We start from the raw sequence: 20878 nt of genomic DNA, 5'->3' as shown, positions 1-20878 counted from the left end.
GCACCGACATGACGTCCCCGACGGACTGGCGGGAGTGCCGGGTCGACCTCCCCGCCGCGCACAACTGGCTGGTGCTGGACCTACGGGTCGACGATCCCGAGCCCTGGGCGCTCGCCCTTGCCGAACAGCACCTGGGCGACGAGGCCGACGAAGGGTTGCGTACGGCCTTCGCCGAGGACCTGCTCTGGTACTGGGGCGCCGCCGTACGACAGGGAGCGCTGTGCGCGGCGGTGTTGGCCCCGCGCAACGACGCGATCATTGCCAGCTACACGGTTCGCGAGCTGAGGGTCCCGCCGGAGTCGCTGACCCTGGCGGCATTTCGCGCGGAGGCGGCGCGGGCGGAAGGGCCGTACTTCGGCGGGGTTCGGGGCGTCTCGGAGGTCGAAGTCCCGCTGGGCCCGGCGCTCCGGATCCACCGGCAGGAGCCGACGGCACCGGAATCCGACCGAGGCGTGATCGTCGAGGGCGTCGCCCACTACGTACTGCCCACCCGGCACGCCACGGCCCTGGAGTGCCGGCTGCTGTGGACGTCGCTCGGCCTCGGCGAGGAACTCTCCAAGGTGGCCGACGAGTTGGCGGACTCAGTCCGACTTGCGTGACTTGGGCTTCGGCACGATGCCACCCAGGCCGAGCTTCTCCCAAGGCACCATCGCGAGCGGCATCCAGCTGAAGCCGACGGCGAAGACGGCGATGGTCGTGGTGATGTCCCGGGGGAGGACATAGCCGAGCTGGGCGACGACGACGGCCACGAGCAGCAGGTATACGGCGAACACCAGGACGGCAAGGATCTTGCGCGCGGCGTCACCGGGCCCCACCCGTGGCGTGTCCTCGCTGCCCCGCACCATGCCGAACAGAACCAGCGGCACCACCAGCCCGGTGATACCACCGAGCCCGATGCACCCGACCCCCAGGGCATGCTCCCCGTCCTCCGGCACCACGGCGGACAACGGCGACAGCAACAGCGCCCCGGCCGCGAACGCCCCGAGCACCATCGTCGCGAACACGACGATCACGGCCACAGCGAAGAGAACATTTCCGGCAAACGACCTCTGAGCGCGCTGCGCCTCCGGCCGCTCGGCCCTCGAATCGGCGGACATGGACTCTCCCGTTCCTATGGGGTCCGCTAGAGGATAACGGCGACCGTCCGCAAGGGAAGAGCCGCCGTCACGGATCCAATGGGCCGCCGTCACGGATTCCAATGGACCGCCGTCACCGATCCAGCAGACCGTCCAGCGCCCGCTCATACGCCCGGAACCCGGCCCTTCCCCACTCCGGTGCCCCCGAGCCGGGGCGGAGGACCTGGGTGAGGCGGCCGGTGCGCCAAGTGCGGAAGGCGCTGGCCGGGGTGCAGCGGCCGGTGCCGTCCGCCAGGGCCGTGGTCAGGGCGAGGAGCTCGGTGAGCGCCCTCGCGCCGCAGTCCGCGTCCGTCTCCGCGACGAGCGCCGCCGTGATCAGCGCGTGCAGGAACTCCGTCAGCTGGAGATCCGCTCCCGCGCGGCACATCCGGCGTACCGCCTGCGGGCTCTCCAGGTCGGGCCGTACGCCTTCCACTCCGCCGGACCAGAGGAGCAGGGCGGCGGCGGTGACCTCGTGGTCACGGAAGCAGCCCAGTTCGTCCGCGACCGCCGTGAACACCGGCCCGAACGCGCACACCCTGTGGATGCCGTCCAGCACGCGCTCCACTTCGGGCCCGCGGTCGTCCAGAAACGCACCCACCGACACGTCGGCGAGCCGCCAGGTGCCGGTGGCCGTCACCGCCCCTATCTCCAGCAGACCGCCGAGCGGGGCGATGACGGAACGGGCCAGTACGTGTTCCTCCACGGGTCCCCCACACCAAGATCCTGTGAACCCCACGATCGAGGTTCCCGCTGTCAGACCCCCATGGAACACTGGCCGAGTTGCGCAAGTGAACGGGGTGGCCCGGTGGGGAGAGGGTGTCGATGAGCAAGCGGCAGGTACAGAAGATGCTGCGGTTGATGGCGAGTGGGGAGCCCGTCGAGCTCACCAGCGCCATGGCATCCGTGAAGAAGCTCGCCCGGCTCGCCTTCATCGCCCAGCAGTTCGGGTATGAGTACGCGGACGTGCGGCAAGGGGGCGGACACAACAGTTCGCTCGTCATGTTGCTGGTGCCCGACCACAGCCCCCAGGCCCGCGCCCGCGCCGCGCAGAACTGGGCGCAGTATCCGAATGCCGGTGACGGGGTCTCGGTGCCGCCTCTCGTCCCCGACGCCTTCGAGCTGCTCAAGGCCCGGATCAACTTCGACCTCACCGGCAAGAGCGCCGAGAAGCGGATGGTTCTCGGCGCGCTCGGCGGCAGCCTCGGCTGTCTCGCCGTCGCCATGCGGTCCAGCCAGGGCAGTGTCACCTGGGTCATCGCGGGCGTGCTGTGGATCCTGCTGCTCGGCGCCCTTGGCGTCGGCTTCGCCGTCAATCGCAAGCGCAACGCCAAGTTCGCCGCCCGCCTCCAGGCCGCCGGCTTCCAGCCGGTGAACGACGCGACGGGCCGACTGCGGTACCTGCCGGCGGGCGTCCAGGTGCCGGGGCAGGCGAACCCCTTCGCGAGCGGGCCGTACGGCGGTGGTCCGCAGGGCGGTATGCCGTACGGCGGTGGACCGCAGGGTGGGCCGTACGGCGCCGCTCCGACGGCCCCGGCGCCGGGCCCGTACGCCCAGCAGCCGTACCCGCAGCAACCGCAGCCGCAGGCGTACCCGCAACAGCAGCAGCCGTATCCGCCGCAGCAGCCCTACCCCCAGCAGAACCCCCACTGGCAGCCCCCGACCCACTGACCCGCCCGCCCGCGTCACGGGAACCTCTCATCCCGCCTCCTCACGAGGTGAGAGCAAAGTTCCTTTCCGGTCACCCAGTGGCACAGGCAGGAAACGAGCCCTCCATACCTTCGGGATCAGCCACTCCCTGGATTACGACCTGAGCCCGGAGCACCGTGGAGGCGTCATGACAGCCCCAAGCACAGCCCCCGCCGCGAGCAGGGGAGGCCGCTGGATCGATCACTGGGATCCGGAGGACGAGACCTTCTGGAACGAGAAGGGCGAGAAGATCGCCCGTCGGAACCTCTACTTCTCGGTCCTCTCCGAGCACATAGGGTTCTCGATCTGGACGCTGTGGTCCGTCATGGTGCTCTTCATGGGCCCCGAGTACGGCCTCACCCCGGCGGACAAGTTCACCATCGTCTCCATGGCGACGCTGGTCGGCGCCGTCGTCCGGGTGCCGTACACCTTCGCCGTCGCGATCTTCGGCGGCCGGAACTGGACGATCATCTCGGCGGCCATGCTGCTCCTGCCGACGATCGCCGCGTTCATCGTGATGGAGCCGGGGACGTCCTTCACCACGTTCCTGCTGTGCGCGATGCTCGCCGGTGTCGGCGGTGGCAACTTCGCCTCCAGCATGACCAATATCAACGCCTTCTTCCCGCTGAAGAAGAAGGGGTGGGCGCTCGGGCTCAACGCCGGCGGCGGCAACATCGGCGTACCCGTCGTGCAGCTCGTCGGCCTCGCCGTCATCGGTGCCAGCGCCGGCCCGCGGGTGCTGCTCGGCATCTACATCCCGCTGATCGTCGTAGCCGCGATCCTCGCCGCGCTGTACATGGACAACATCTCGTCCGTGAAGAACGACACCGGCGCCGCCAAGGACGCGGTGAAGGAGGGGCACACCTGGATCATGTCCTTCCTCTACATCGGCACCTTCGGCTCCTTCATCGGCTACAGCTTCGCCTTCGGCCTGGTCCTGCAGACCCAGTTCGGCCGTACGCCGCTGCAGGCCGCGTATGTCACCTTCATCGGCCCGCTGCTCGGCTCGCTGATCCGGCCCGTCGGCGGCGCGCTCGCCGACAAGTACGGCGGCGCGAAGATCACGCTGTGGAACTTCGTCGGCATGGCCGCCGCGACCTCGATCATCATCGTGGCCTCGATGCAGGAGTCGCTGCCGCTGTTCACCACCGCGTTCATCTGCCTGTTCGTGCTGACCGGCCTCGGCAACGGCTCCACTTACAAGATGATCCCGGGCATCTTCCACACGAAGGCCCTCGCCAAGGGACTCACCGGTGACGAGGCCGCCGCCTACGGCCGCCGGCTCTCCGGCGCCTCCATGGGCCTGATCGGCGCAGTGGGCGCGCTCGGCGGACTCGGCATCAACCTCGCCTTCCGCCAGTCCTTCCTCTCCGTGGGCTCCGGCACCGGCGCCTTCGTCGCCTTCCTCGCCTTCTACGGTGTGTGCTTCCTGGTCACCTGGGCCGTATACCTTCGCCGCCCGGCCACCCAGCCGCACGCGGAGTCGGCCACTTCGGAGGCGAAGCCGCAGCTCAGCTATGCCGAGGTGTGAGACGGGTGTGACGTAACACCGTCGACATCAAGCCGAACCGAGCCTGTCACGCACCGTTGACAGGCTCGATCGGCATGCGGGTGGAACCCGATATGTGACGACTCGCGAGCGGGACGAGAGTTATGTACGACGAACAGCACAAGCCCGGTCACGGGCAACAAGGGCCGCTGGCGGGTTTCACCGTCGGTGTGACCGCCGCGCGCCGGGCCGACGAGCTGGGGGCGCTGCTTCAGCGGCGCGGCGCCGCTGTCCTGCATGCCCCCGCCCTGCGCATCGTGCCGCTGTCCGACGACGGTGAACTGCTCGCCGCGACCAAGGAGATCGTGGACCAGGCGCCCGATGTCGTCGTCGCCACGACCGCGATCGGCTTCCGCGGGTGGATCGAGGCGGCCGACGGCTGGGGCCTCGGCGAAGACCTGCTGGACCGGCTGCGCGGTGTGGAGCTGCTCGCGCGCGGGCCGAAGGTGAAGGGGTCGATACGGGCCGCAGGTCTTACGGAGCACTGGTCGCCGTCGTCCGAATCCATGGCGGAGGTGCTGGACCGGCTGCTGGAGGAGGGCGTCGACGGCCGACGTATCGCCGTACAACTGCACGGGGAGCCGCTGCCCGGGTTCGTCGAGTCGCTTCGGGCCGCGGGCGCGGAGGTCGTGGGCGTGCCGGTGTACCGGTGGATGCCGCCGGAGGACATCACTCCCGTGGACCGCTTGCTGGACGCGATGGTTTCACGCGGGCTGGACGCGCTGACCTTCACGAGTGCGCCGGCGGCCGCGTCGCTGCTCTCTCGGGCGGAGGAGCGGGGGTTGCTGCCGGAGGTGCTGGCGGCTCTGAACCATGACGTCCTCCCGGCCTGCGTCGGCCCGGTGACCGCGCTGCCGTTGCAGGCGGTCGGTGTGGACACCGTCCAGCCCGAACGCTTCCGGCTCGGGCCGCTGGTCCAGGTGCTCTGCCAGGAACTGCCCGGTCGGGCGCGGTCGTTCCCGGTGGCCGGGCATCGGGTGGAGATACGGGGGCATGCGGTGCTGGTGGACGGGGCGCTACGACCGGTTCCGCCGGCCGGGATGTCCCTGCTGCGGGCGCTGTCCCGGCGGCCGGGGTGGGTGGTGGCTCGGGCGGAACTCTTGCGGGCGCTGCCGGGTGCGGGGCGGGACGAGCACGCCGTGGAGACGGCGATGGCTCGACTGCGGTCGGCTCTTGGGACGCCGAAGTTGATCCAGACGGTGGTGAAGCGGGGGTACCGGCTGGCGTTGGATCCGGCTGCGGATTCGAAGTACGCGGACGTGTAGGCACCGGTGGGGGGTGGGTGCGGCTAGGCGGTGCGATCGCCCGCGGGCTGACGTACCAACCCCCACGCCAGGCACCCGAGCCCTACCGTCGACAACACTCCCCGCGCCACGTTCCAGCCCACCCAGGCGCCCTCGAACTCCTCCCGCAGCACGGCCGGATCCCCCGCCTCCATCAAGGCGTCGTTGAGCGGGATGTTGATCACCACCGTCACCAGGAACGCCAGCACGTTCGCCGCAAGTGCCGCCCACACCCAACGCCGTCCCGGCGCGCCCCGCAGCTGCCACGCCGCCACCCCCGTCAGCACCGGCGCCCCCAGGAAGCTCAGCAGGAACACCGGGTTCTGGATCACCTCGTTGATGTTCCGCATCACCTCCACATACACCTCGTCCGAACTCCGTCCCAGGCCCGGCATCACCCCGCAGGCGAAGACGTAGAAGGACCCGGCGAGCAGGCCCGTGGTGAGCGTGGCCGCGGTCGAGGTGGCTGTCCGAAACCGTGTTGTCGTCATGCGATCCGTCATGCGATCAGTCAATCGACCGCCCGCCCCACGGAACATGGCCCTGACGCGCGGCCGCATACGCGCGCGTCCACAAGGGGTTTCGGGCGCCGAAGCGGGAAGGCACTGTTAGAGGGAACGGTTCATCCGGGCCGGACCCGGGGTGACCCCTAGGCGGTGACAGGCACATGGCACTGGGTACGGCCACGGTCTCGTACGAGCTGCGCTTCGACGCCGGACGGATCTGTCTCGATCTCCTGGCGACGACCCACCCCGTGGAACGGCTCGACTCCGTCGAGGTGCTCTCCGCCTGGATCGTCCGCTCCGGACTCGTCCCGCCGGGCACCCCCCTCACGCACGCCGACGCCTCCTGGCTCGTCGACTTCCGGGAACTGCGTGGCCGTATCGACCAGTTGGTGCGGGGCGCGCTGTCCGCCGAGGTCAGGTCCTGGTCGTCGTACGGCCATGCTCTCGCCCGCGTGAACGACGCCGCCCGCACCGCGCCTCCCGCCCCGCGCGCGGCCCGTGCCCAGGACGGCACGCTCGTGCGGGAGTTGGAGGGGCCGCCGGAGCGGGACGCGCTGCTCGCCGCCGTCGCCCGGGACGCCGTGGAGCTGTTGACCGATCCGACTGTGAGGGCGGGGCTGCGGCAGTGCGAGGGCGACAACTGCCCGATCGTTTACCTCGACACCTCGCGCGGACGCCGTAGGCGCTGGTGCAGCAGCGAGGTGTGCGGGAACCGGGAGCGGGTCGCCCGGCATCGGCGACGGGCCGCGCTCGCCCGCGCCTGACGGCCCGTTATGCCCCTTCTGTGAAACGGCTGTCGAAGTGATTTCGATTACACATCGTTTACCTTCGTCGGCCCCTCGAACAACGGCCCGATCTTGCCTACGTGGCGGAAATGTAAAGACATTGAGGGGGGAATGTGCCCCGGTGTCCCCTCCGTCATGTCACCCCGGAGAAAACTGTCACCCCACTTTGAACACTCAACGCGCGCGGTGCGTACGGGTGGTGGAGCGACCGGCTGGGGGAGCCCAGACGAATTGGGGACACCGGAGGTGGGCGTGCGCAAGGATGCGGCCGTGGCCAATGAACGTGGATCGAGGGCCCGACATCGCATGTCCCAGCCCTCGGTGGAACCTGACGAGGAGCTGATGCGTGCTCTGTACAGAGAGCACGCCGGACCCCTGCTCGCGTATGTCCTCCGACTGGTCGCCGGTGACCGGCAGCGTGCCGAGGACGTCGTGCAGGAGACGCTCATCCGTGCCTGGAAGAACGCCGGTCAGCTCAATCGAGCGACCGGATCGGTACGCCCCTGGCTGGTGACGGTCGCGCGCCGCATCGTCATCGACGGCCACCGCAGCCGGCAGGCCCGGCCGCAGGAGGTCGATCCGTCGCCGCTGGAGGTCATCCCCGCGGAGGACGAGATCGACAAGGCGCTGTGGTTGATGACGCTGTCGGACGCGCTCGACGACCTGACCCCCGCCCACCGGGAGGTGCTCGTCGAGACGTACTTCAAGGGGCGTACGGTCAATGAGGCGGCTGAGACGCTCGGCATACCCAGCGGCACCGTCCGCTCGCGGGTGTTCTACGCCCTGCGGTCGATGAAGCTGGCGCTGGAGGAGCGGGGGGTGACGGCGTGATGAACACATACGGGGGATACGGAGCAGGGGGTCCGGGTATGTCTGGCCCCATGCAGGGAACGCAGGGCTCTTCGGGCGCGAACGAGCACGAGACCGTCGGCGCCTACGCCCTCGGGATTCTCGACGACGCCGAAGCAACCGCTTTCGAGATGCACCTCGCGACCTGCGAGTGGTGCGCCCAGCAGCTCGACGAGCTCGCCGGGATGGAGCCGATGCTGGCCGCGCTCGCGGACCTGCCGGGCTCCGGCACGCCCGCCATCGGCGAGTCGCTCTCGGCGAAGCCGAGCCCGAGGCTGGTGCAGAACCTGGTCGACGAGGTCGCCGAGCGCAGAGCGATGACCCGCCGCCGCAGCTTCTACATGGTGGCCGCCGCGGCCGCCCTGATCATCGGCGGTCCGGTCGCCGCGATCGCCACCACCGGCGGCGACGACGGCGGTACGTCCACCGAGGCACACGCCACCAGCCCCGCCAAGGCCGCCTTCGACATCATGACCGACCGGGTCTCCGGCCGGGACGCCTCCACCAAGGTCTCCGCGACCGTCGCCATGGAGCCGAAGGCCTGGGGCACCCATGCCGTGCTGGAGCTGAAGAACGTCACAGGCCCCGAGAAGTGCTCCCTGATCGCCGTAGGAAAGAACGGCGAGCGCGAGACGATCACCTCCTGGTCCGTCCCGAAGTGGGGCTACGGCATCCCGAACGCCACGACCGAGCAGGCCAAGCAGCCGCTGTATGTGCACGGCGGGGCGGCCTTCGCGCCCGGCGAGATCGAGCGCTTCGAGGTCATGACCTTCGAGGGCAAACGGCTGGTCGAGGTGGCCGTGTGAGGCCACGCACCGCGGACGCATAGCTTCCAGGGCCCCCCTTCGCGTACGGTTGACGGCTGCCCAGCACGTCAGAAGGGGGCCCGGTGGCCGCACAGGCTCAGCAGGAAACCGCGGTCGGCGCGGTCCCGGATTCGGTCCGGGACCGTGAGATCAGCATCGAACAGGAACACCTGGACCGGGTGTACCAGCGTCTTGAGGAGAAGATCCACGAGGCGGAGTTCCTCATGCACGACGCGGCCAAGCGCGGCCAGGTCGGCACCCCCGGCGCGCTCGCCGAGCGGGACGCGCAGGTCTTCCGGGCGGGCGTCCACCTGAACCGGCTGAACAACGAGTACGAGGACTTCCTCTTCGGCCGGATCGACCTGCTGCTCGGCAAGGACGGCAAGAAGGGCCCGGACGGCGCCTACACCGCCGTAGAGCCTGCCGAGGGTGCCGTGCGCTCCGACAACACCGCCGATATCGCCGAGACCCTGCACATCGGGCGGATCGGAGTCCTGGACAACGACTACGCCCCGCTGGTCATCGACTGGCGGGCCCCCGCGGCCGCCCCCTTCTACCGCTCCACCCCGGTCGACCCGGGGCGGGTGGTCCGCAGAAGGGTCATCCGCTCCAAGGGCCGCCGGGTCCTCGGGGTCGAGGACGACCTGATGCGCCCCGAGCTCAAGGCGTTCCGGGACGGCCAGGAGCTGCCCGTCATCGGCGACGGCGCCCTGATGGCCGCCCTCGGCCAGGCCCGCACCCACACCATGCGGGACATCGTCGCCTCCATCCAGGCCGAGCAGGACCTGGTCATCCGCGCCCCCGCCGCCTCCGTGACCTACGTCGAGGGCGGCCCGGGTACGGGGAAGACCGCGGTGGCGCTGCACCGCGCCGCCTATCTGCTCTACCAGGACCGGCGCCGGTACTCGGGCGGCATCCTGATCGTCTCCCCGACCCCGCTGCTGGTGGCGTACACCGAGGGTGTGCTGCCGTCGCTGGGCGAGGAGGGCCAGGTCGCGATCCGGGCCATCGGCTCGCTGGTCGACGGCGCCGAGGCGACGCTGTACGACTCCCCGTCCACGGCGCGCGCCAAGGGCTCGTACCGCATGCTCAAGGTGGTGCGGAAGGCCGCGCGCGGAGCTCTGGAGCTGAACGATTCTCCGACCCGCCTGCGGGTGGTCGCCTTCGGCCGCCGGCTGGAGCTGGAGGCCCAGGACCTGGCCGCGATCCGCCGCAACGCCCTCAGTGGCACCGCCCCCGTGAACCTGCTGCGCCCGCGCGCCCGCAAGCTCCTCCTGGACGCCCTGTGGTCCCGCTCCGGCGGCGCCTCCCGGCACACCGACCCCGAGCTCGCGGCCGAGCTGCGCTCCTCCTTCGACGAGGACGTGACCAGCGAGGACTCCTTCATCGAGTTCCTCGACGCCTGGTGGCCGGAGCTGACCCCGAAGGCCGTACTGGCCGCGCTGGCGGACGAGAGGCGCCTCGGCCGCTGGGCCCGGCGCATCCTCAACTCGGGCGAGATCCGCCGGGTCGCCCGCTCCCTGCGCCGGGACGGCCACTCCGTGCACGACATCGCCCTGCTCGACGAGCTCCAGGCGATCCTCGGCGCCCCGGCCCGCCCGCGGAAGAAGCGCGAACTGGACCCGCTCGACCAGCTCACCGGGCTGGAGGAGCTGATGCCGGTGCGCGAGGAGACCCAGCGCGAACGCGCCGAGCGCCTCGCGCAGGAGCGCGTCGAGTACGCCCATGTCATCGTCGACGAGGCCCAGGACCTCACCCCGATGCAGTGGCGCATGGTCGGCCGCCGTGGCCGGCACGCCACCTGGACGGTCGTCGGCGACCCGGCCCAGTCCTCCTGGTCCGACCCCGACGAGGCCGCCGAGGCCCGCGACGAGGCCCTCGGCACCCGCCCGCGCCGCCGCTTCCAGCTCACCGTGAACTACCGCAACCCCGCCGAGATCGCCGACCTGGCCGCCAAGGTGCTGGCGCTGGCCATGCCCGGCTCGACGTCCCCCTCGGCCGTCCGGTCCACCGGCGTGGAGCCGCGCTTCAGCGTCGTGGAAAAGTCGCTGGGGCAGACCGTCCGCGAGGAGGCCGCGCGGCTGCTCGACCGTGTCGACGGCACGGTCGGCGTCGTCGTCGCCATGCAGCGCCGCGAGGAGGCCGCCCGCTGGCTCGCCGGACTCGGCGACCGGGTGGTGGCCCTCGGCAGCCTGGAGGCCAAGGGCCTCGAGTACGACGCGACCGTCGTCGTCTCCCCGGCGGAGATCGCCGACGAGTCCCCGGCCGGCCTGCGGGTCCTCTACGTCGCCCTCACCCGCGCCACCCAGCAGCTCACGGTCGTGTCGGGGGAGCGGGACGAACCGGATGCGGCGGGGGTGCCGGATCTTCTCAGAGACTGACTGCCGGTACGGGAATGGCCTTACGGGATCGGTTTGTTAGCCTGGGTGTGGCACCGGCCCGATCCAAGCCCCCGGGCCCAACCTTCGTCGCTACGAGCGACCACTTGCCGCGAGGCGAGCATGGCGGGTCGGTGTCACTCAGCGTTTGAGAGGCCCACGTCCAATGTGACGTGGGCCTCTTTGTTGCCGTATGTCTGGCTGATCGATTCTCGTATCGCGGAATATGTTTTCCAAAGTTGTCGTACAGTCGTCGTATAGCGGTGAACAAAAAGTCCGCAATCCAGGGCGGCTACCACGTACTCAGCGGTAGGTGCGACGATCGGACGGCACAACTTCACGACACGGTAAAAGCAGAGGAAGTCGGCCATGGCAACGGCGCCCAGCGTCTCCTACTCGATGACCATCCGGCTGGAGGTGCCCGCAAGCGGAACGGCGGTCTCCCAGCTCACCACGGCCGTCGAATCCCACGGAGGCTCGGTCACCGGCCTCGACGTCACCGCCTCCGGCCACGAGAAGCTCCGCATCGACGTCACCATCGCGGCGACGTCCACCGCGCACGCCGACGAGATCGTCGAGCAGCTCCGCGGCATCGAGGGCGTCACCCTCGGCAAGGTCTCGGACCGTACGTTCCTCATGCACCTCGGCGGCAAGATCGAGATGCAGTCCAAGCATCCCATCCGCAACCGTGACGACCTCTCCATGGTCTACACGCCGGGTGTGGCCCGGGTCTGCATGGCGATCGCCGAGAACCCCGAGGACGCCCGCCGGCTCACCATCAAGCGCAACTCCGTCGCGGTCGTGACGGACGGCTCCGCGGTGCTCGGCCTCGGCAACATCGGCCCCAAGGCCGCGCTGCCGGTCATGGAGGGCAAGGCGGCCCTGTTCAAGCGGTTCGCCGGGATCGACGCCTGGCCGCTGTGCCTGGACACCCAGGACACCGACGCGATCGTCGAGATCGTGAAGGCCATCGCCCCCGGCTTCGCCGGCATCAACCTCGAGGACATCTCGGCGCCCCGCTGCTTCGAGATCGAGGCCCGGCTGCGCGAGGCCCTCGACATCCCCGTCTTCCACGACGACCAGCACGGCACGGCGATCGTCGTGCTCGCGGCGCTGACCAACGCGCTGCGGGTGGCCGGCAAGTCGATCGAGGGCATCCGGGTCGTCATGTCCGGCGCGGGCGCGGCCGGTACGGCCATCCTGAAGCTGCTGATCGCGGCCGGTGTGAAGAACGCCGTCGTCGCCGACATCCACGGCGTGGTGCACGCGGGCCGCGAGGACCTGGTGGACGCCGCCCCCGACTCGGCGCTGCGCTGGATCGCCGACAACACCAACCCCGAGGGGCTGACCGGCACGCTGAAGGAGGCCGTGCGCGGCGCGGACGTCTTCATCGGCGTCTCCGCCCCGAACGTCCTCGACGGCAACGACGTGGCCGCCATGGCGGACGGCGCGATCGTGTTCGCGCTCGCGAACCCCGACCCCGAGGTGGACCCGGCAATCGCCCGCCAGACGGCGGCGGTTGTGGCCACCGGCCGCTCCGACTTCCCGAACCAGATCAACAACGTGCTGGTCTTCCCGGGTGTCTTCCGCGGTCTGCTGGACGCCCAGTCCCGCACGGTCAACACCGAGATGATGCTCGCGGCCGCGAAGGCGCTCGCGGACGTGGTGACCGAGGACGAGCTCAACCCGAACTACATCGTCCCGAGCGTCTTCAACGACAAGGTCGCGGGCGCGGTGGCCGGTGCGGTGCGCGAGGCGGCCAAGGCTGCCGGAGCCGCCCCGAACAACAACTCCGGCGTCTGAGGACGTGACGATCGCCACGGCAAGCCCTTGTAGCGGCGCGTCGTGGAACCGAGGGCCTGTGAGTGCCGTTTATGGTGACGGCCAGGCTCAGGCCCTCTTTTCGTGTGACTCCCAAGGGTGTTCTCACGACTCGGACGGGTGCCGGATTGGCTTTCCCGCCGCAGGTAGGGGCAGGATGCGTCTCTGGGCGCGAGGGTCCAAGGACGGACCCGGGTCCGGGGACTGTCCGAGGACCCTGGCAGCATCGGCTTCGCTGTGCCCAATATGCGGCTCCGCCGCGTGGCACGCCTCAACAGCAAGAAGAACACGGGAGTAACAACATGAACCGCAGTGAGCTGGTGGCCGCGCTGGCCGACCGCGCCGAGGTGACTCGCAAGGACGCCGACGCCGTGCTGGCCGCGTTCGCCGAGACCGTCGGCGAGGTCGTCGCCAAGGGCGACGAGAAGGTCACCATCCCCGGCTTCCTGACTTTCGAGCGCACCCACCGTGCCGCTCGCACCGCGCGCAACCCGCAGACCGGCGAGCCGATCCAGATCGCGGCCGGCTACAGCGTGAAGGTCTCCGCGGGCTCGAAGCTGAAGGAAGCGGCGAAGGGCAAGTGACCTTGCCGCTACACCACGGGACGGTGTGGGACAGGTAGGAAACGCCGATGGGGCGGCTCCCGGAATCCGGGAGCCGCCCCATCGTGGTTTCGCTCACCAATGGCCTCAAACGCCGGCCGGGCTGGAGGTGGCCGGCGTTACCCCAGCGCCTTGCCCGGCAGCTCCACCTTCGCTCCCAGTTCCACAAGCTTCTCCATGAAGTTCTCGTAGCCCCGGTTGATGAGGTCGATGCCGTGGACTCGGGACGTGCCCTGGGCCGCCAGTGCGGCGATGAGGTACGAGAAGCCGCCGCGGAGGTCGGGGATGACCAGGTCGGCGCCCTGGAGCCGGGTGGGGCCGCTGACGACCGCCGAGTGCAGGAAGTTGCGCTGGCCGAAGCGGCAGTTCGAGCCGCCGAGGCACTCGCGGTAGAGCTGGATGTGGGCGCCCATCTGGTTCAGCGCGGAGGTGAAGCCGAGGCGGGACTCGTAGACCGTCTCGTGGATGATGGACAGCCCTGTGGCCTGGGTGAGGGCCACTACCAGCGGCTGCTGCCAGTCCGTCTGGAAGCCGGGGTGTACGTCCGTCTCCAGTGCGATGGACTTCAACTGGCCGCCGGGGTGCCAGAAGCGGATGCCCTCGTCGTCGATCTCGAAGGCGCCGCCCACCTTCCGGTAGGTGTTCAGGAACGTCATCATCGAGCGCTGCTGGGCGCCACGGACGTAGATGTTGCCCTCGGTGGCGAGCGCCGCGGACGCCCAGGAGGCGGCCTCCAGACGGTCCGGCAGGGCGCGGTGGGTGTAGCCGCCGAGCTTGTCGACACCGGTGACACGGATCGTGCGGTCGGTGTCCATCGCGATGATGGCGCCCATCTTCTGCAGGACGCAGATCAGGTCCTCGATCTCCGGCTCGACGGCCGCGTTCGAGAGCTCGGTCACGCCCTCCGCGAGGACGGCCGTCAGCAGCACCTGCTCGGTCGCGCCGACGGACGGGTACGGCAGCCGGATCTTCGTGCCGCGCAGTCGCGTCGGCGCCTCCAGGTACTGGCCGTCCGCCCGCTTCTCGATCGTCGCGCCGAACTGCCGCAGCACCTCGAAGTGGAAGTCGATGGGTCGGCCGCCGATGTCGCAGCCGCCGAGGCCCGGGATGAAGGCGTGACCGAGGCGGTGCAGCAGCGGACCGCACAGGAGGATCGGGATGCGCGAAGAACCCGCGTGGGCATCGATGTCAGCGACGTTCGCGCTCTCCACGTGCGACGGGTCCATCACCAGTTCGCCGGGCTCCTCGCCCGGACGGACGGTCACTCCGTGCAGTTGCAGCAGCCCGCGTACGACCCGCACGTCACGGATGTCCGGAACGTTGCGCAGCCGACTCGGCCCACTGCCCAGCAGAGCGGCGACCATAGCCTTCGGCACGAGGTTCTTCGCACCGCGGACACGGATCTCGCCCTCCAGCGGGGTTCCGCCGTGGACAAGGAGGACATCGTCGTTGACGGTCATGTATCTCGCGTTCCGGTGAGTGGGGCAGGGGCCGAGGAAACAGGGTAATCGCCGCGGGCCCCCCTTCAGTAAGCCCAAGTACCGCCCAGATACGTCATAGCTGTGTCACAACACGAACGGTTCGCCGCCGGGCACGAGGGGTCACCGGGAGCGGTGTGCGCCGGGGGCGCTCGATTCCGCCCTGAGCTGCGTTCACTCCCTTACCGGGATTGCCTCCCCACACGAAGGGAAGATGCGGGATCATGTCTGGCATGACCGAGGTGTCCTCGCTCACAGGGCGGTTGCTCGTGGCAACGCCCGCCCTGGCGGACCCGAACTTCGACCGCGCGGTGGTGCTGCTCCTCGACCACGACGAGGAGGGCTCGCTCGGTGTCGTCCTCAACCGTCCGACCCCGGTGGACGTGGGCGACATCCTGGAGGGCTGGGGCGAGCTGGCCGGTGAACCCGGTGTCGTCTTCCAGGGCGGCCCGGTCTCCCTCGACTCGGCCCTCGGTGTCGCCGTCATCCCCGGCGGGGCGAGCGGCGAGGTCGCACCGCTGGGCTGGCGCCGGGTGCACGGCGCGATCGGGCTGGTGGACCTGGAGGCCCCGCCCGAGCTGCTCGCCTCGGCCCTCGGCTCGCTGCGGATCTTCGCCGGATACGCCGGCTGGGGGCCCGGTCAGCTGGAGGACGAGCTGGTGGAGGGCGCCTGGTACGTCGTGGAGTCGGAGCCCGGTGATGTGTCGTCCCCGGCCCCGGAAAGACTCTGGCGCGAGGTCCTGCGCCGCCAGCGCAACGAGCTCGCGATGGTGGCCACGTATCCGGACGACCCTTCGCTCAACTGACGCATGTGAGCTTCAGTACTCTGGTTGTTATGAGCACTCTTGAGCCTGAGACCCAGCCGCAGCGCGGGACTGGTACGGGGACCCTCGTAGAGCCGACGCCACAGGTGTCCCACGGCGACGGCGATCACGAGCGCTTCGCCCACTACGTCCAGAAGGACAAGATCATGGCGAGCGCCCTCGACGGGACCCCCGTCGTGGCGCTGTGTGGCAAGGTCTGGGTGCCCGGCCGCGATCCCAAGAAGTACCCCGTGTGTCCCATGTGCAAGGAGATTTACGAGTCCATGGGCGCCGGCGGCGACGACAAGGGCAAGGGCGGCGACAAGAAGAAGTAGTCCGGCCTGTCGACCGAAGTTCCGAAGGCCCCCGGGGCGCGCCGATGCGCGTCACGGGGGCCTTCGCGTTGTCACGAAGTGGTTGAGACCTCTTGTGGACATGTTCATGTAGTCCATAGCCTCCGGTTGTTGTTGTGCAGAGCAAAACAGTCATTGCATATGTTGCAACGCCCCGGAGGATTGCTCCATGAAGCTCCCCGCCCGTCTGGCCGTGCTCCTCGCTGTCATGGCCGCCACCGCCTGCGCCCCCCAGACGTCCGACAACTCCTCCTCCGACAAGGACGAGAAGACCGGCACGCTCCGGGTCTGGCTCTTCCAGGAGGTCAGCAACAAGCCCAAGGAGAAGGTCGTCGACTCAGTCCTCGCCGCCTTCGAGAAGGCCCACGAGGACACGAAGGTCACTGTCGAATACATCCCCGTCGAGACCCGCGCCCAGCGCATCAAGGCCGCCTTCAACGACCCCAAGAGCGCGCCCGACGTCATCGAGTACGGCAACACCGACACCGCGGGTTATGTGAAGGACGGCGGACTCCTTGACGTCACCGAGGAGTTCGGTGCGTGGGAGGAGGCCAAGGACACCGACCCGACCGCGAAGCAGTCGGTCACGGTGGACGGCAAGGTCTACGGCGCGCCGTACTTCGTCGGTGTGCGCGCGCTGTACTACCGAACAGACGTCTTCGACGAACTCGGCCTCGAAGTCCCCAGGACGCAGGCCGAGCTGATCTCCACGGCGAAGGAGATACGGGCCGCGAAGCCGGAGCTGTACGGCCTCGCGGTCGGCGGTGCCTATACGTACGGCGCGATGCCGTTCGTCTGGGCCAACGGCGGTGAACTCGCGACCGGCAAGGGCGGCTCGTACGCCTCCGCCATCGACAGTGCGGCCGCGCAGAAGGGCATCAAGGCGTACACGTCCCTCTTCGGCGACGACAACTGCCCCGCCGCGACCTGCGCGGGCATGGGCGGCAACGACACGGTGACCGCGTTCGCCTCCGGCAAGGCGGGGATGGCGATCGGCGGGGACTTCAGCCATGCGGCGGTGGAGGCCGGGAAGGTGCGCGGGAAGTACGCGGTCGTTCCGCTGCCCGGGGTGGAGGCGGGTTCCGTCGCTCCCGCCTTCGCGGGCGGCAACAACATCGGCGTACTGAAGAGCACCTCGCACCGCACGCTCGCGGTCGATCTGATGAAGCAGCTCGCGTCGAAGAAGACGCAGGCCTCGATGTTCGACGCGATGGGGTTCCTGCCGACCTTCTCGGACGTACGGCAGGAGGTCGCCGCGAAGGAGCCGTACGTGAAGCCCTTTGTCGAGACGCTGAGTTCGGGCACGAAGTTCGTCCCGGCGTCGCCCGCGTGGTCGCAGATCGACTCGTCGCTGGTGCTGCCGACGATGTTCCAGGAGATCGTGAGCGGTAAGAAGTCGGTAGGAGCTGCCTCGAAGGATGCGGCGGCGAAGATGAACGACGCGTTCGGCTCCGTCGGGTGACCTCAGTGACCGACCGCAAGACCTGGACCCCTTGGCTCTATCTCGCCCCGGCCCTTCTCGTCCTCGGCGGGCTGCTCGCCTACCCCATCTACCAGCTCGGCCTCATCTCCCTCTTCCACTACACCCAGGCCCAGGTCAGTGGAGGGGAGCCGACCACCTTCGAAGGGTTCGGGAACTACGCCGAACTCTTCGGGGACTCCCAGTTCTGGGAGGTGCTGCTGGCGACCGTCCTCTTCGCCGCCGCCTGTGTCGTGTCGACCCTCGCCGTCGGATGCGCGCTCGCCGTGCTCCTCACGCGCGTGCGTGCCGTTCCGCGGCTGGCGTTGATGCTGGCGGCGCTCGGGGCCTGGGCCACTCCCGCCGTCACCGGGTCCACCGTGTGGCTGTTTCTCTTCGATGCCGACTTCGGGCCCGTGAACCAGGTGTTGGGGCTCGGCGACCACTCCTGGACGTACGGCCGTCTCAGCGCCTTCTTCCTCGTACTGCTCGAAGTGGTGTGGTGCTCCTTCCCGTTCGTGATGGTCACCGTGTACGCCGGGATACGCGCCGTGCCGAGCGAGGTACTGGAGGCCGCCTCGCTGGACGGGGCCTCGCAGTGGCGGATCTGGCGGTCGGTGCTCGCGCCGATCCTGCGGCCGATCCTGGTCGTCGTGACCATCCAGTCGGTCATCTGGGACTTCAAGGTCTTCACGCAGATCTACGTCATGACCAACGGCGGCGGCATCGCGGGCCAGAACCTGGTGCTCAATGTGTACGCCTACCAGCAGGCGTTCGCGTCCTCGCAGTACAGCCTCGGCTCGGCGATCGGGATCGTGATGCTGCTGATCCTGCTCGTCGTGACGCTGGGGTACCTGCGGCTGCTGCGCCGGCAGGGGGAGGAGCTGTGAATCTTCTTCGGGGCCTTGTGGCCCGGCCGTGGCGATTCGCCGCGGAAGCGACCGCGCTGCTGATCGCGGCCGTCGTCGCCTTCCCGCTCTACTGGATGGTGCTCAGCGCCTTCAAACCGGCCGGCGAGATCGAGTCGACCGAGGCGCGGCCCTGGACGACGGCGCCCTCACTGGATTCCTTCCGGCGCGTGTTCGAGCAGCAGGAATTCGGCCGCTACTTCCTCAACAGCCTTGTCGTGGCGGGCACCGTCGTGATCGCCTCGGCGCTGATCGCGTTTCTCGCGGCGACCGCGGTGACCCGATTCCGGTTCCGCTTCCGGACCACCTTGCTGATCATGTTTCTGGTGGCCCAGATGGTGCCCGTCGAGGCCCTCACGATCCCCTTGTTCTTCCTCATGCGGGACGCCGGGCAGCTGAACACGCTGGGCTCGCTGATCCTGCCGCACATCGCCTTCTCGCTGCCCTTCGCGATCTGGATGCTGCGGGGGTTTGTGAAGGCCGTCCCGGAGGCTTTGGAGGAGGCCGCGTACCTCGACGGGGCGAGCCGGGCGCGATTCCTGTGGCAGATCCTTTTCCCGCTCGTACTGCCGGGGTTGGTGGCCACGAGCGTGTTTTCCTTCATCTCGGCCTGGAACGACTTCCTGTTCGCCAAGTCGTTCATCATCAGCGACACTTCGCAGTCGACGCTGCCGATGGCACTGCTGGTCTTCTACAAGCCGGACGAGCCGGACTGGGGCGGCGTGATGGCCGCGTCGACGGTGATGACGATTCCGGTGCTGATCTTCTTCGTACTCGTACAGCGACGGCTGGTCTCGGGGCTGGGCGGAGCGGTAAAGGACTGACGTGACTTCACTGACGGATCTGATTCCGGCGCCCCTGAGCGTCAACGCGTACAGAGAGCGCGTCTTCACGCTCGACGAGGACACGACGCTCACTGCGGGACCGGGGGTGGGCAGCGCGGAACGCTGGCTGCGTACGACCTTGCAGGCGGCCACCGGACTGCCGCTTGGCCAGGGCGAACCCGGGCCGCCCGGACGGGCCGCGCTGAACTCGATAGAGCTGCGCCACGACCACACGCTCCCGCCCGGGTCGTATCGCATCACCGTCCTCGACGACCGCGCGCTGATCAAGAGCGGTGACCCGGCCGGTGCCTTCCATGGCGCGCAGACGCTGCGGCAGCTGCTCGGCCCCGACGCCTTCCGGCGGGCGCATCTCGGGCGCACCGAGTGGGAGCTGCCCGAAGTCGAGATCGCGGACGCGCCCCGTTTCCCCTGGCGCGGCCTCATGCTCGACGTAGCCCGGCACTTCATGCCCAAGGACGTGGTCCTGCGCTACCTCGACCTGATGGCGGCGCACAAACTCAACGTCCTCCACTTCCACTTGACCGACGACCAGGGCTGGCGCGTCGAGATCAAGAAGTACCCCCGGCTGACCGAGGTCGGATCCTGGCGGGCGCGTACGAAATTCGGCCACCGGGCCTCGCCACTGTGGGAGGAGAAGCCGCACGGGGGCTACTACACCCAGGACGACATCCGCGAGATCGTCGCCTACGCCGCCGAGCGGCATATCACCGTCGTCCCGGAAATCGACGTACCCGGCCACTCGCAGGCCGCCATCGCCGCGTACCCGGAACTCGGCAACACCGACGTCATCGCTGCATCCATTGAAGGGGGCACTTCCCTGACCGTCTGGGACACCTGGGGAATCTCTCCCAACGTACTCGCCCCCACTGACAACACCCTGCGCTTCTACGAGGGGGTGTTCGAGGAACTCCTCGACCTGTTCCCCTCGGAGTTCGTTCACGTCGGCGGTGACGAATGCCTCAAGGACCAGTGGCGGCAGTCACCCACCGCCCAGGCCCGTATCAAGGAACTCGGACTGGCCGACGAGGACGAACTCCAGGCCTGGTTCATCGGGCACTTCGACAACTGGCTCTCCGCGCGCGGGCGCAGGCTCATCGGCTGGGACGAGATCCTGGAGGGCGGGCTGGCGAAGGGTGCGGCGGTGTCGTCGTGGCGCGGATACGAGGGCGGAATCGCCGCCGCGCGCGCGGGACACGATGTCGTCATGTGCCCCGAGCAGTACGTGTACTTGGACCACCGCCAGGACGCGGGCGCCGACGAGCCGGTCCCCATCGGCTACGTCCGCACCCTGGAGGACGTCTACCGGTTCGAGCCCGTTCCCGCCGCGCTGACCTCGCAGGAGGCCCGGCATGTGCTCGGTACGCAGGCCAATGTGTGGACCGAGGTGATGGAGGACCACGCGCGCGTGGACTACCAGGCGTTCCCCCGGCTCACGGCCTTCGCGGAGGTCGCCTGGAGCGCCCTCCCGGCGCCGGGGGAGCGGGACTTCGCCGACTTCGAGCGGCGGATGACGGCCCACTACGCCCGCCTCGATGCCCTCGGCGTCGCCTACCGCCCGCCCACCGGACCGCGTCCCTGGCAGCGGCGTCCCGGAGTGCTCGGCCGCCCCCTCGAAGGACCGCCCCCGAACAGGTAATGGAAAAATCCCG

General features: G+C 69.2%; 20 protein-coding genes. 16 read left to right on the top strand and 4 right to left on the bottom strand.

The window, feature by feature from the left end; genetic code table 11:
- The first annotated feature begins 8 nt into the window (after window positions 1–8).
- On the top strand, window positions 9–599 hold the full coding sequence (locus OHT76_RS17335; protein ID WP_328871741.1) for a hypothetical protein: 591 nt from the start codon (window positions 9–11) through the stop codon (window positions 597–599).
- On the opposite strand, the gene OHT76_RS17330 is transcribed toward OHT76_RS17335, so the two are convergent.
- Window positions 582–1013, bottom strand: a complete 432-nt coding sequence (locus OHT76_RS17330) for a hypothetical protein (protein ID WP_328871740.1) — start codon at window positions 1011–1013, stop codon at window positions 582–584. The two genes, OHT76_RS17335 and OHT76_RS17330, sit on opposite strands and share 18 nt — an antisense overlap.
- A gap of 196 nt (window positions 1014–1209) precedes the next feature.
- A complete protein-coding gene (locus OHT76_RS17325) occupies window positions 1210–1821 on the bottom strand; it encodes a hypothetical protein (protein ID WP_328871739.1) in 612 nt (203 codons plus the stop codon).
- Between the two features lie 119 nt (window positions 1822–1940).
- Here OHT76_RS17325 and OHT76_RS17320 point away from each other — a divergent pair, with 119 nt between their 5' ends.
- From OHT76_RS17320 to OHT76_RS17310, 3 genes are all read left to right on the top strand, one after another.
- Window positions 1941–2786: a hypothetical protein gene (locus OHT76_RS17320; RefSeq protein ID WP_328871738.1), complete on the top strand. Its 846-nt coding sequence runs from the start codon at window positions 1941–1943 to the stop codon at window positions 2784–2786.
- Between the two features lie 166 nt (window positions 2787–2952).
- Window positions 2953–4335 carry a nitrate/nitrite transporter gene (locus OHT76_RS17315; protein ID WP_328871737.1) on the top strand — a complete coding sequence of 461 codons (1383 nt, stop codon included), beginning with the start codon at window positions 2953–2955 and terminating at the stop codon, window positions 4333–4335.
- 122 nt (window positions 4336–4457) lie between these two features.
- Window positions 4458–5618, top strand: a complete 1161-nt coding sequence (locus OHT76_RS17310; RefSeq protein ID WP_328871736.1) for a uroporphyrinogen-III synthase — start codon at window positions 4458–4460, stop codon at window positions 5616–5618.
- A gap of 23 nt (window positions 5619–5641) precedes the next feature.
- Here OHT76_RS17310 and OHT76_RS17305 read toward each other — a convergent pair whose 3' ends face one another.
- Entirely contained in the window at window positions 5642–6139 is a 498-nt protein-coding gene (locus OHT76_RS17305) for an anthrone oxygenase family protein (protein WP_328871735.1), read from the bottom strand.
- Between the two features lie 164 nt (window positions 6140–6303).
- Between OHT76_RS17305 and OHT76_RS17300 the strand changes: the two genes are divergently transcribed.
- From OHT76_RS17300 to OHT76_RS17275, 6 genes are all read left to right on the top strand, one after another.
- Window positions 6304–6906 carry a CGNR zinc finger domain-containing protein gene (locus OHT76_RS17300; RefSeq protein WP_328871734.1) on the top strand — a complete coding sequence of 201 codons (603 nt, stop codon included), beginning with the start codon at window positions 6304–6306 and terminating at the stop codon, window positions 6904–6906.
- 267 nt (window positions 6907–7173) lie between these two features.
- On the top strand, window positions 7174–7758 hold the full coding sequence (locus OHT76_RS17295) for a sigma-70 family RNA polymerase sigma factor (RefSeq protein ID WP_078598885.1): 585 nt from the start codon (window positions 7174–7176) through the stop codon (window positions 7756–7758).
- Window positions 7758–8582, top strand: a complete 825-nt coding sequence (locus OHT76_RS17290) for an anti-sigma factor family protein (protein ID WP_443049797.1) — start codon at window positions 7758–7760, stop codon at window positions 8580–8582. Before OHT76_RS17295 ends, OHT76_RS17290 begins: the two co-directional genes overlap by 1 nt.
- A gap of 83 nt (window positions 8583–8665) precedes the next feature.
- Window positions 8666–10963, top strand: coding sequence for a HelD family protein (locus tag OHT76_RS17285; RefSeq protein WP_328871732.1), 2298 nt, complete (start codon window positions 8666–8668; stop codon window positions 10961–10963).
- Window positions 10964–11329: 366 nt separating this feature from the next.
- Window positions 11330–12763, top strand: coding sequence for an NAD-dependent malic enzyme (locus OHT76_RS17280; protein ID WP_328871731.1), 1434 nt, complete (start codon window positions 11330–11332; stop codon window positions 12761–12763).
- 320 nt (window positions 12764–13083) lie between these two features.
- Window positions 13084–13365: an HU family DNA-binding protein gene (locus OHT76_RS17275; protein WP_328871730.1), complete on the top strand. Its 282-nt coding sequence runs from the start codon at window positions 13084–13086 to the stop codon at window positions 13363–13365.
- Window positions 13366–13502: 137 nt separating this feature from the next.
- Here OHT76_RS17275 and murA read toward each other — a convergent pair whose 3' ends face one another.
- Window positions 13503–14843, bottom strand: a complete 1341-nt coding sequence (gene murA, locus OHT76_RS17270; protein WP_328871729.1) for a UDP-N-acetylglucosamine 1-carboxyvinyltransferase — start codon at window positions 14841–14843, stop codon at window positions 13503–13505.
- A 251-nt stretch (window positions 14844–15094) separates the two neighbouring features.
- On the opposite strand from murA, the gene OHT76_RS17265 reads away from it, so the two are divergent.
- The 6 genes from OHT76_RS17265 to OHT76_RS17240 all read left to right on the top strand — a co-directional run bounded on the left by OHT76_RS17265 (window position 15095) and on the right by OHT76_RS17240 (window position 20865).
- Complete coding sequence (locus OHT76_RS17265) at window positions 15095–15667, top strand: YqgE/AlgH family protein (RefSeq protein ID WP_328871728.1); 573 nt, start codon at window positions 15095–15097, stop codon at window positions 15665–15667.
- Window positions 15668–15696: 29 nt separating this feature from the next.
- A complete protein-coding gene (locus tag OHT76_RS17260) occupies window positions 15697–15999 on the top strand; it encodes a DUF3039 domain-containing protein (protein ID WP_315885607.1) in 303 nt (100 codons plus the stop codon).
- Between the two features lie 187 nt (window positions 16000–16186).
- The gene (locus tag OHT76_RS17255) at window positions 16187–17479 is read left to right on the top strand and encodes an extracellular solute-binding protein (RefSeq protein ID WP_328871727.1); all 1293 of its coding nucleotides are present in this window, start codon (window positions 16187–16189) and stop codon (window positions 17477–17479) included.
- A complete protein-coding gene (locus OHT76_RS17250; protein ID WP_328871726.1) occupies window positions 17476–18366 on the top strand; it encodes a carbohydrate ABC transporter permease in 891 nt (296 codons plus the stop codon). The genes OHT76_RS17255 and OHT76_RS17250 overlap by 4 nt, the downstream gene beginning before the upstream one ends.
- Window positions 18363–19208, top strand: coding sequence for a carbohydrate ABC transporter permease (locus tag OHT76_RS17245; protein WP_328871725.1), 846 nt, complete (start codon window positions 18363–18365; stop codon window positions 19206–19208). Before OHT76_RS17250 ends, OHT76_RS17245 begins: the two co-directional genes overlap by 4 nt.
- A 1-nt stretch (window position 19209) precedes the next feature.
- A complete protein-coding gene (locus OHT76_RS17240; protein WP_443049796.1) occupies window positions 19210–20865 on the top strand; it encodes a beta-N-acetylhexosaminidase in 1656 nt (551 codons plus the stop codon).
- The last annotated feature ends 13 nt before the right edge of the window (window positions 20866–20878 follow it).

Origin of the sequence: Streptomyces sp. NBC_00287 (genome assembly GCF_036173105.1) — a bacterium.
Taxonomy (GTDB): Bacteria; Actinomycetota; Actinomycetes; order Streptomycetales; family Streptomycetaceae; genus Streptomyces.
Note: the sequence above shows the minus strand (reverse complement) of the source record. Positions and strands in the feature narration are given on the sequence as shown.

What these genes read in the sequence shown, in the direction of transcription:
- OHT76_RS17320 (WP_328871738.1), top strand. Translation starts at nt 1,941, where the DNA reads ATGAGCAAGCGGCAGGTACAGAAGATGCTGCGGTTGATGGCGAGTGGG.
- murA (WP_328871729.1), bottom strand. Translation starts at nt 14,843, where the DNA reads ATGACCGTCAACGACGATGTCCTCCTTGTCCACGGCGGAACCCCGCTG.
- OHT76_RS17315 (WP_328871737.1), top strand. Translation starts at nt 2,953, where the DNA reads ATGACAGCCCCAAGCACAGCCCCCGCCGCGAGCAGGGGAGGCCGCTGG.
- OHT76_RS17300 (WP_328871734.1), top strand. Translation starts at nt 6,304, where the DNA reads ATGGCACTGGGTACGGCCACGGTCTCGTACGAGCTGCGCTTCGACGCC.
- OHT76_RS17310 (WP_328871736.1), top strand. Translation starts at nt 4,458, where the DNA reads ATGTACGACGAACAGCACAAGCCCGGTCACGGGCAACAAGGGCCGCTG.
- OHT76_RS17255 (WP_328871727.1), top strand. Translation starts at nt 16,187, where the DNA reads ATGAAGCTCCCCGCCCGTCTGGCCGTGCTCCTCGCTGTCATGGCCGCC.
- OHT76_RS17265 (WP_328871728.1), top strand. Translation starts at nt 15,095, where the DNA reads ATGACCGAGGTGTCCTCGCTCACAGGGCGGTTGCTCGTGGCAACGCCC.
- OHT76_RS17280 (WP_328871731.1), top strand. Translation starts at nt 11,330, where the DNA reads ATGGCAACGGCGCCCAGCGTCTCCTACTCGATGACCATCCGGCTGGAG.
- OHT76_RS17305 (WP_328871735.1), bottom strand. Translation starts at nt 6,139, where the DNA reads ATGACGGATCGCATGACGACAACACGGTTTCGGACAGCCACCTCGACC.
- OHT76_RS17260 (WP_315885607.1), top strand. Translation starts at nt 15,697, where the DNA reads ATGAGCACTCTTGAGCCTGAGACCCAGCCGCAGCGCGGGACTGGTACG.
- OHT76_RS17335 (WP_328871741.1), top strand. Translation starts at nt 9, where the DNA reads ATGACGTCCCCGACGGACTGGCGGGAGTGCCGGGTCGACCTCCCCGCC.
- OHT76_RS17290 (WP_443049797.1), top strand. Translation starts at nt 7,758, where the DNA reads ATGAACACATACGGGGGATACGGAGCAGGGGGTCCGGGTATGTCTGGC.
- OHT76_RS17275 (WP_328871730.1), top strand. Translation starts at nt 13,084, where the DNA reads ATGAACCGCAGTGAGCTGGTGGCCGCGCTGGCCGACCGCGCCGAGGTG.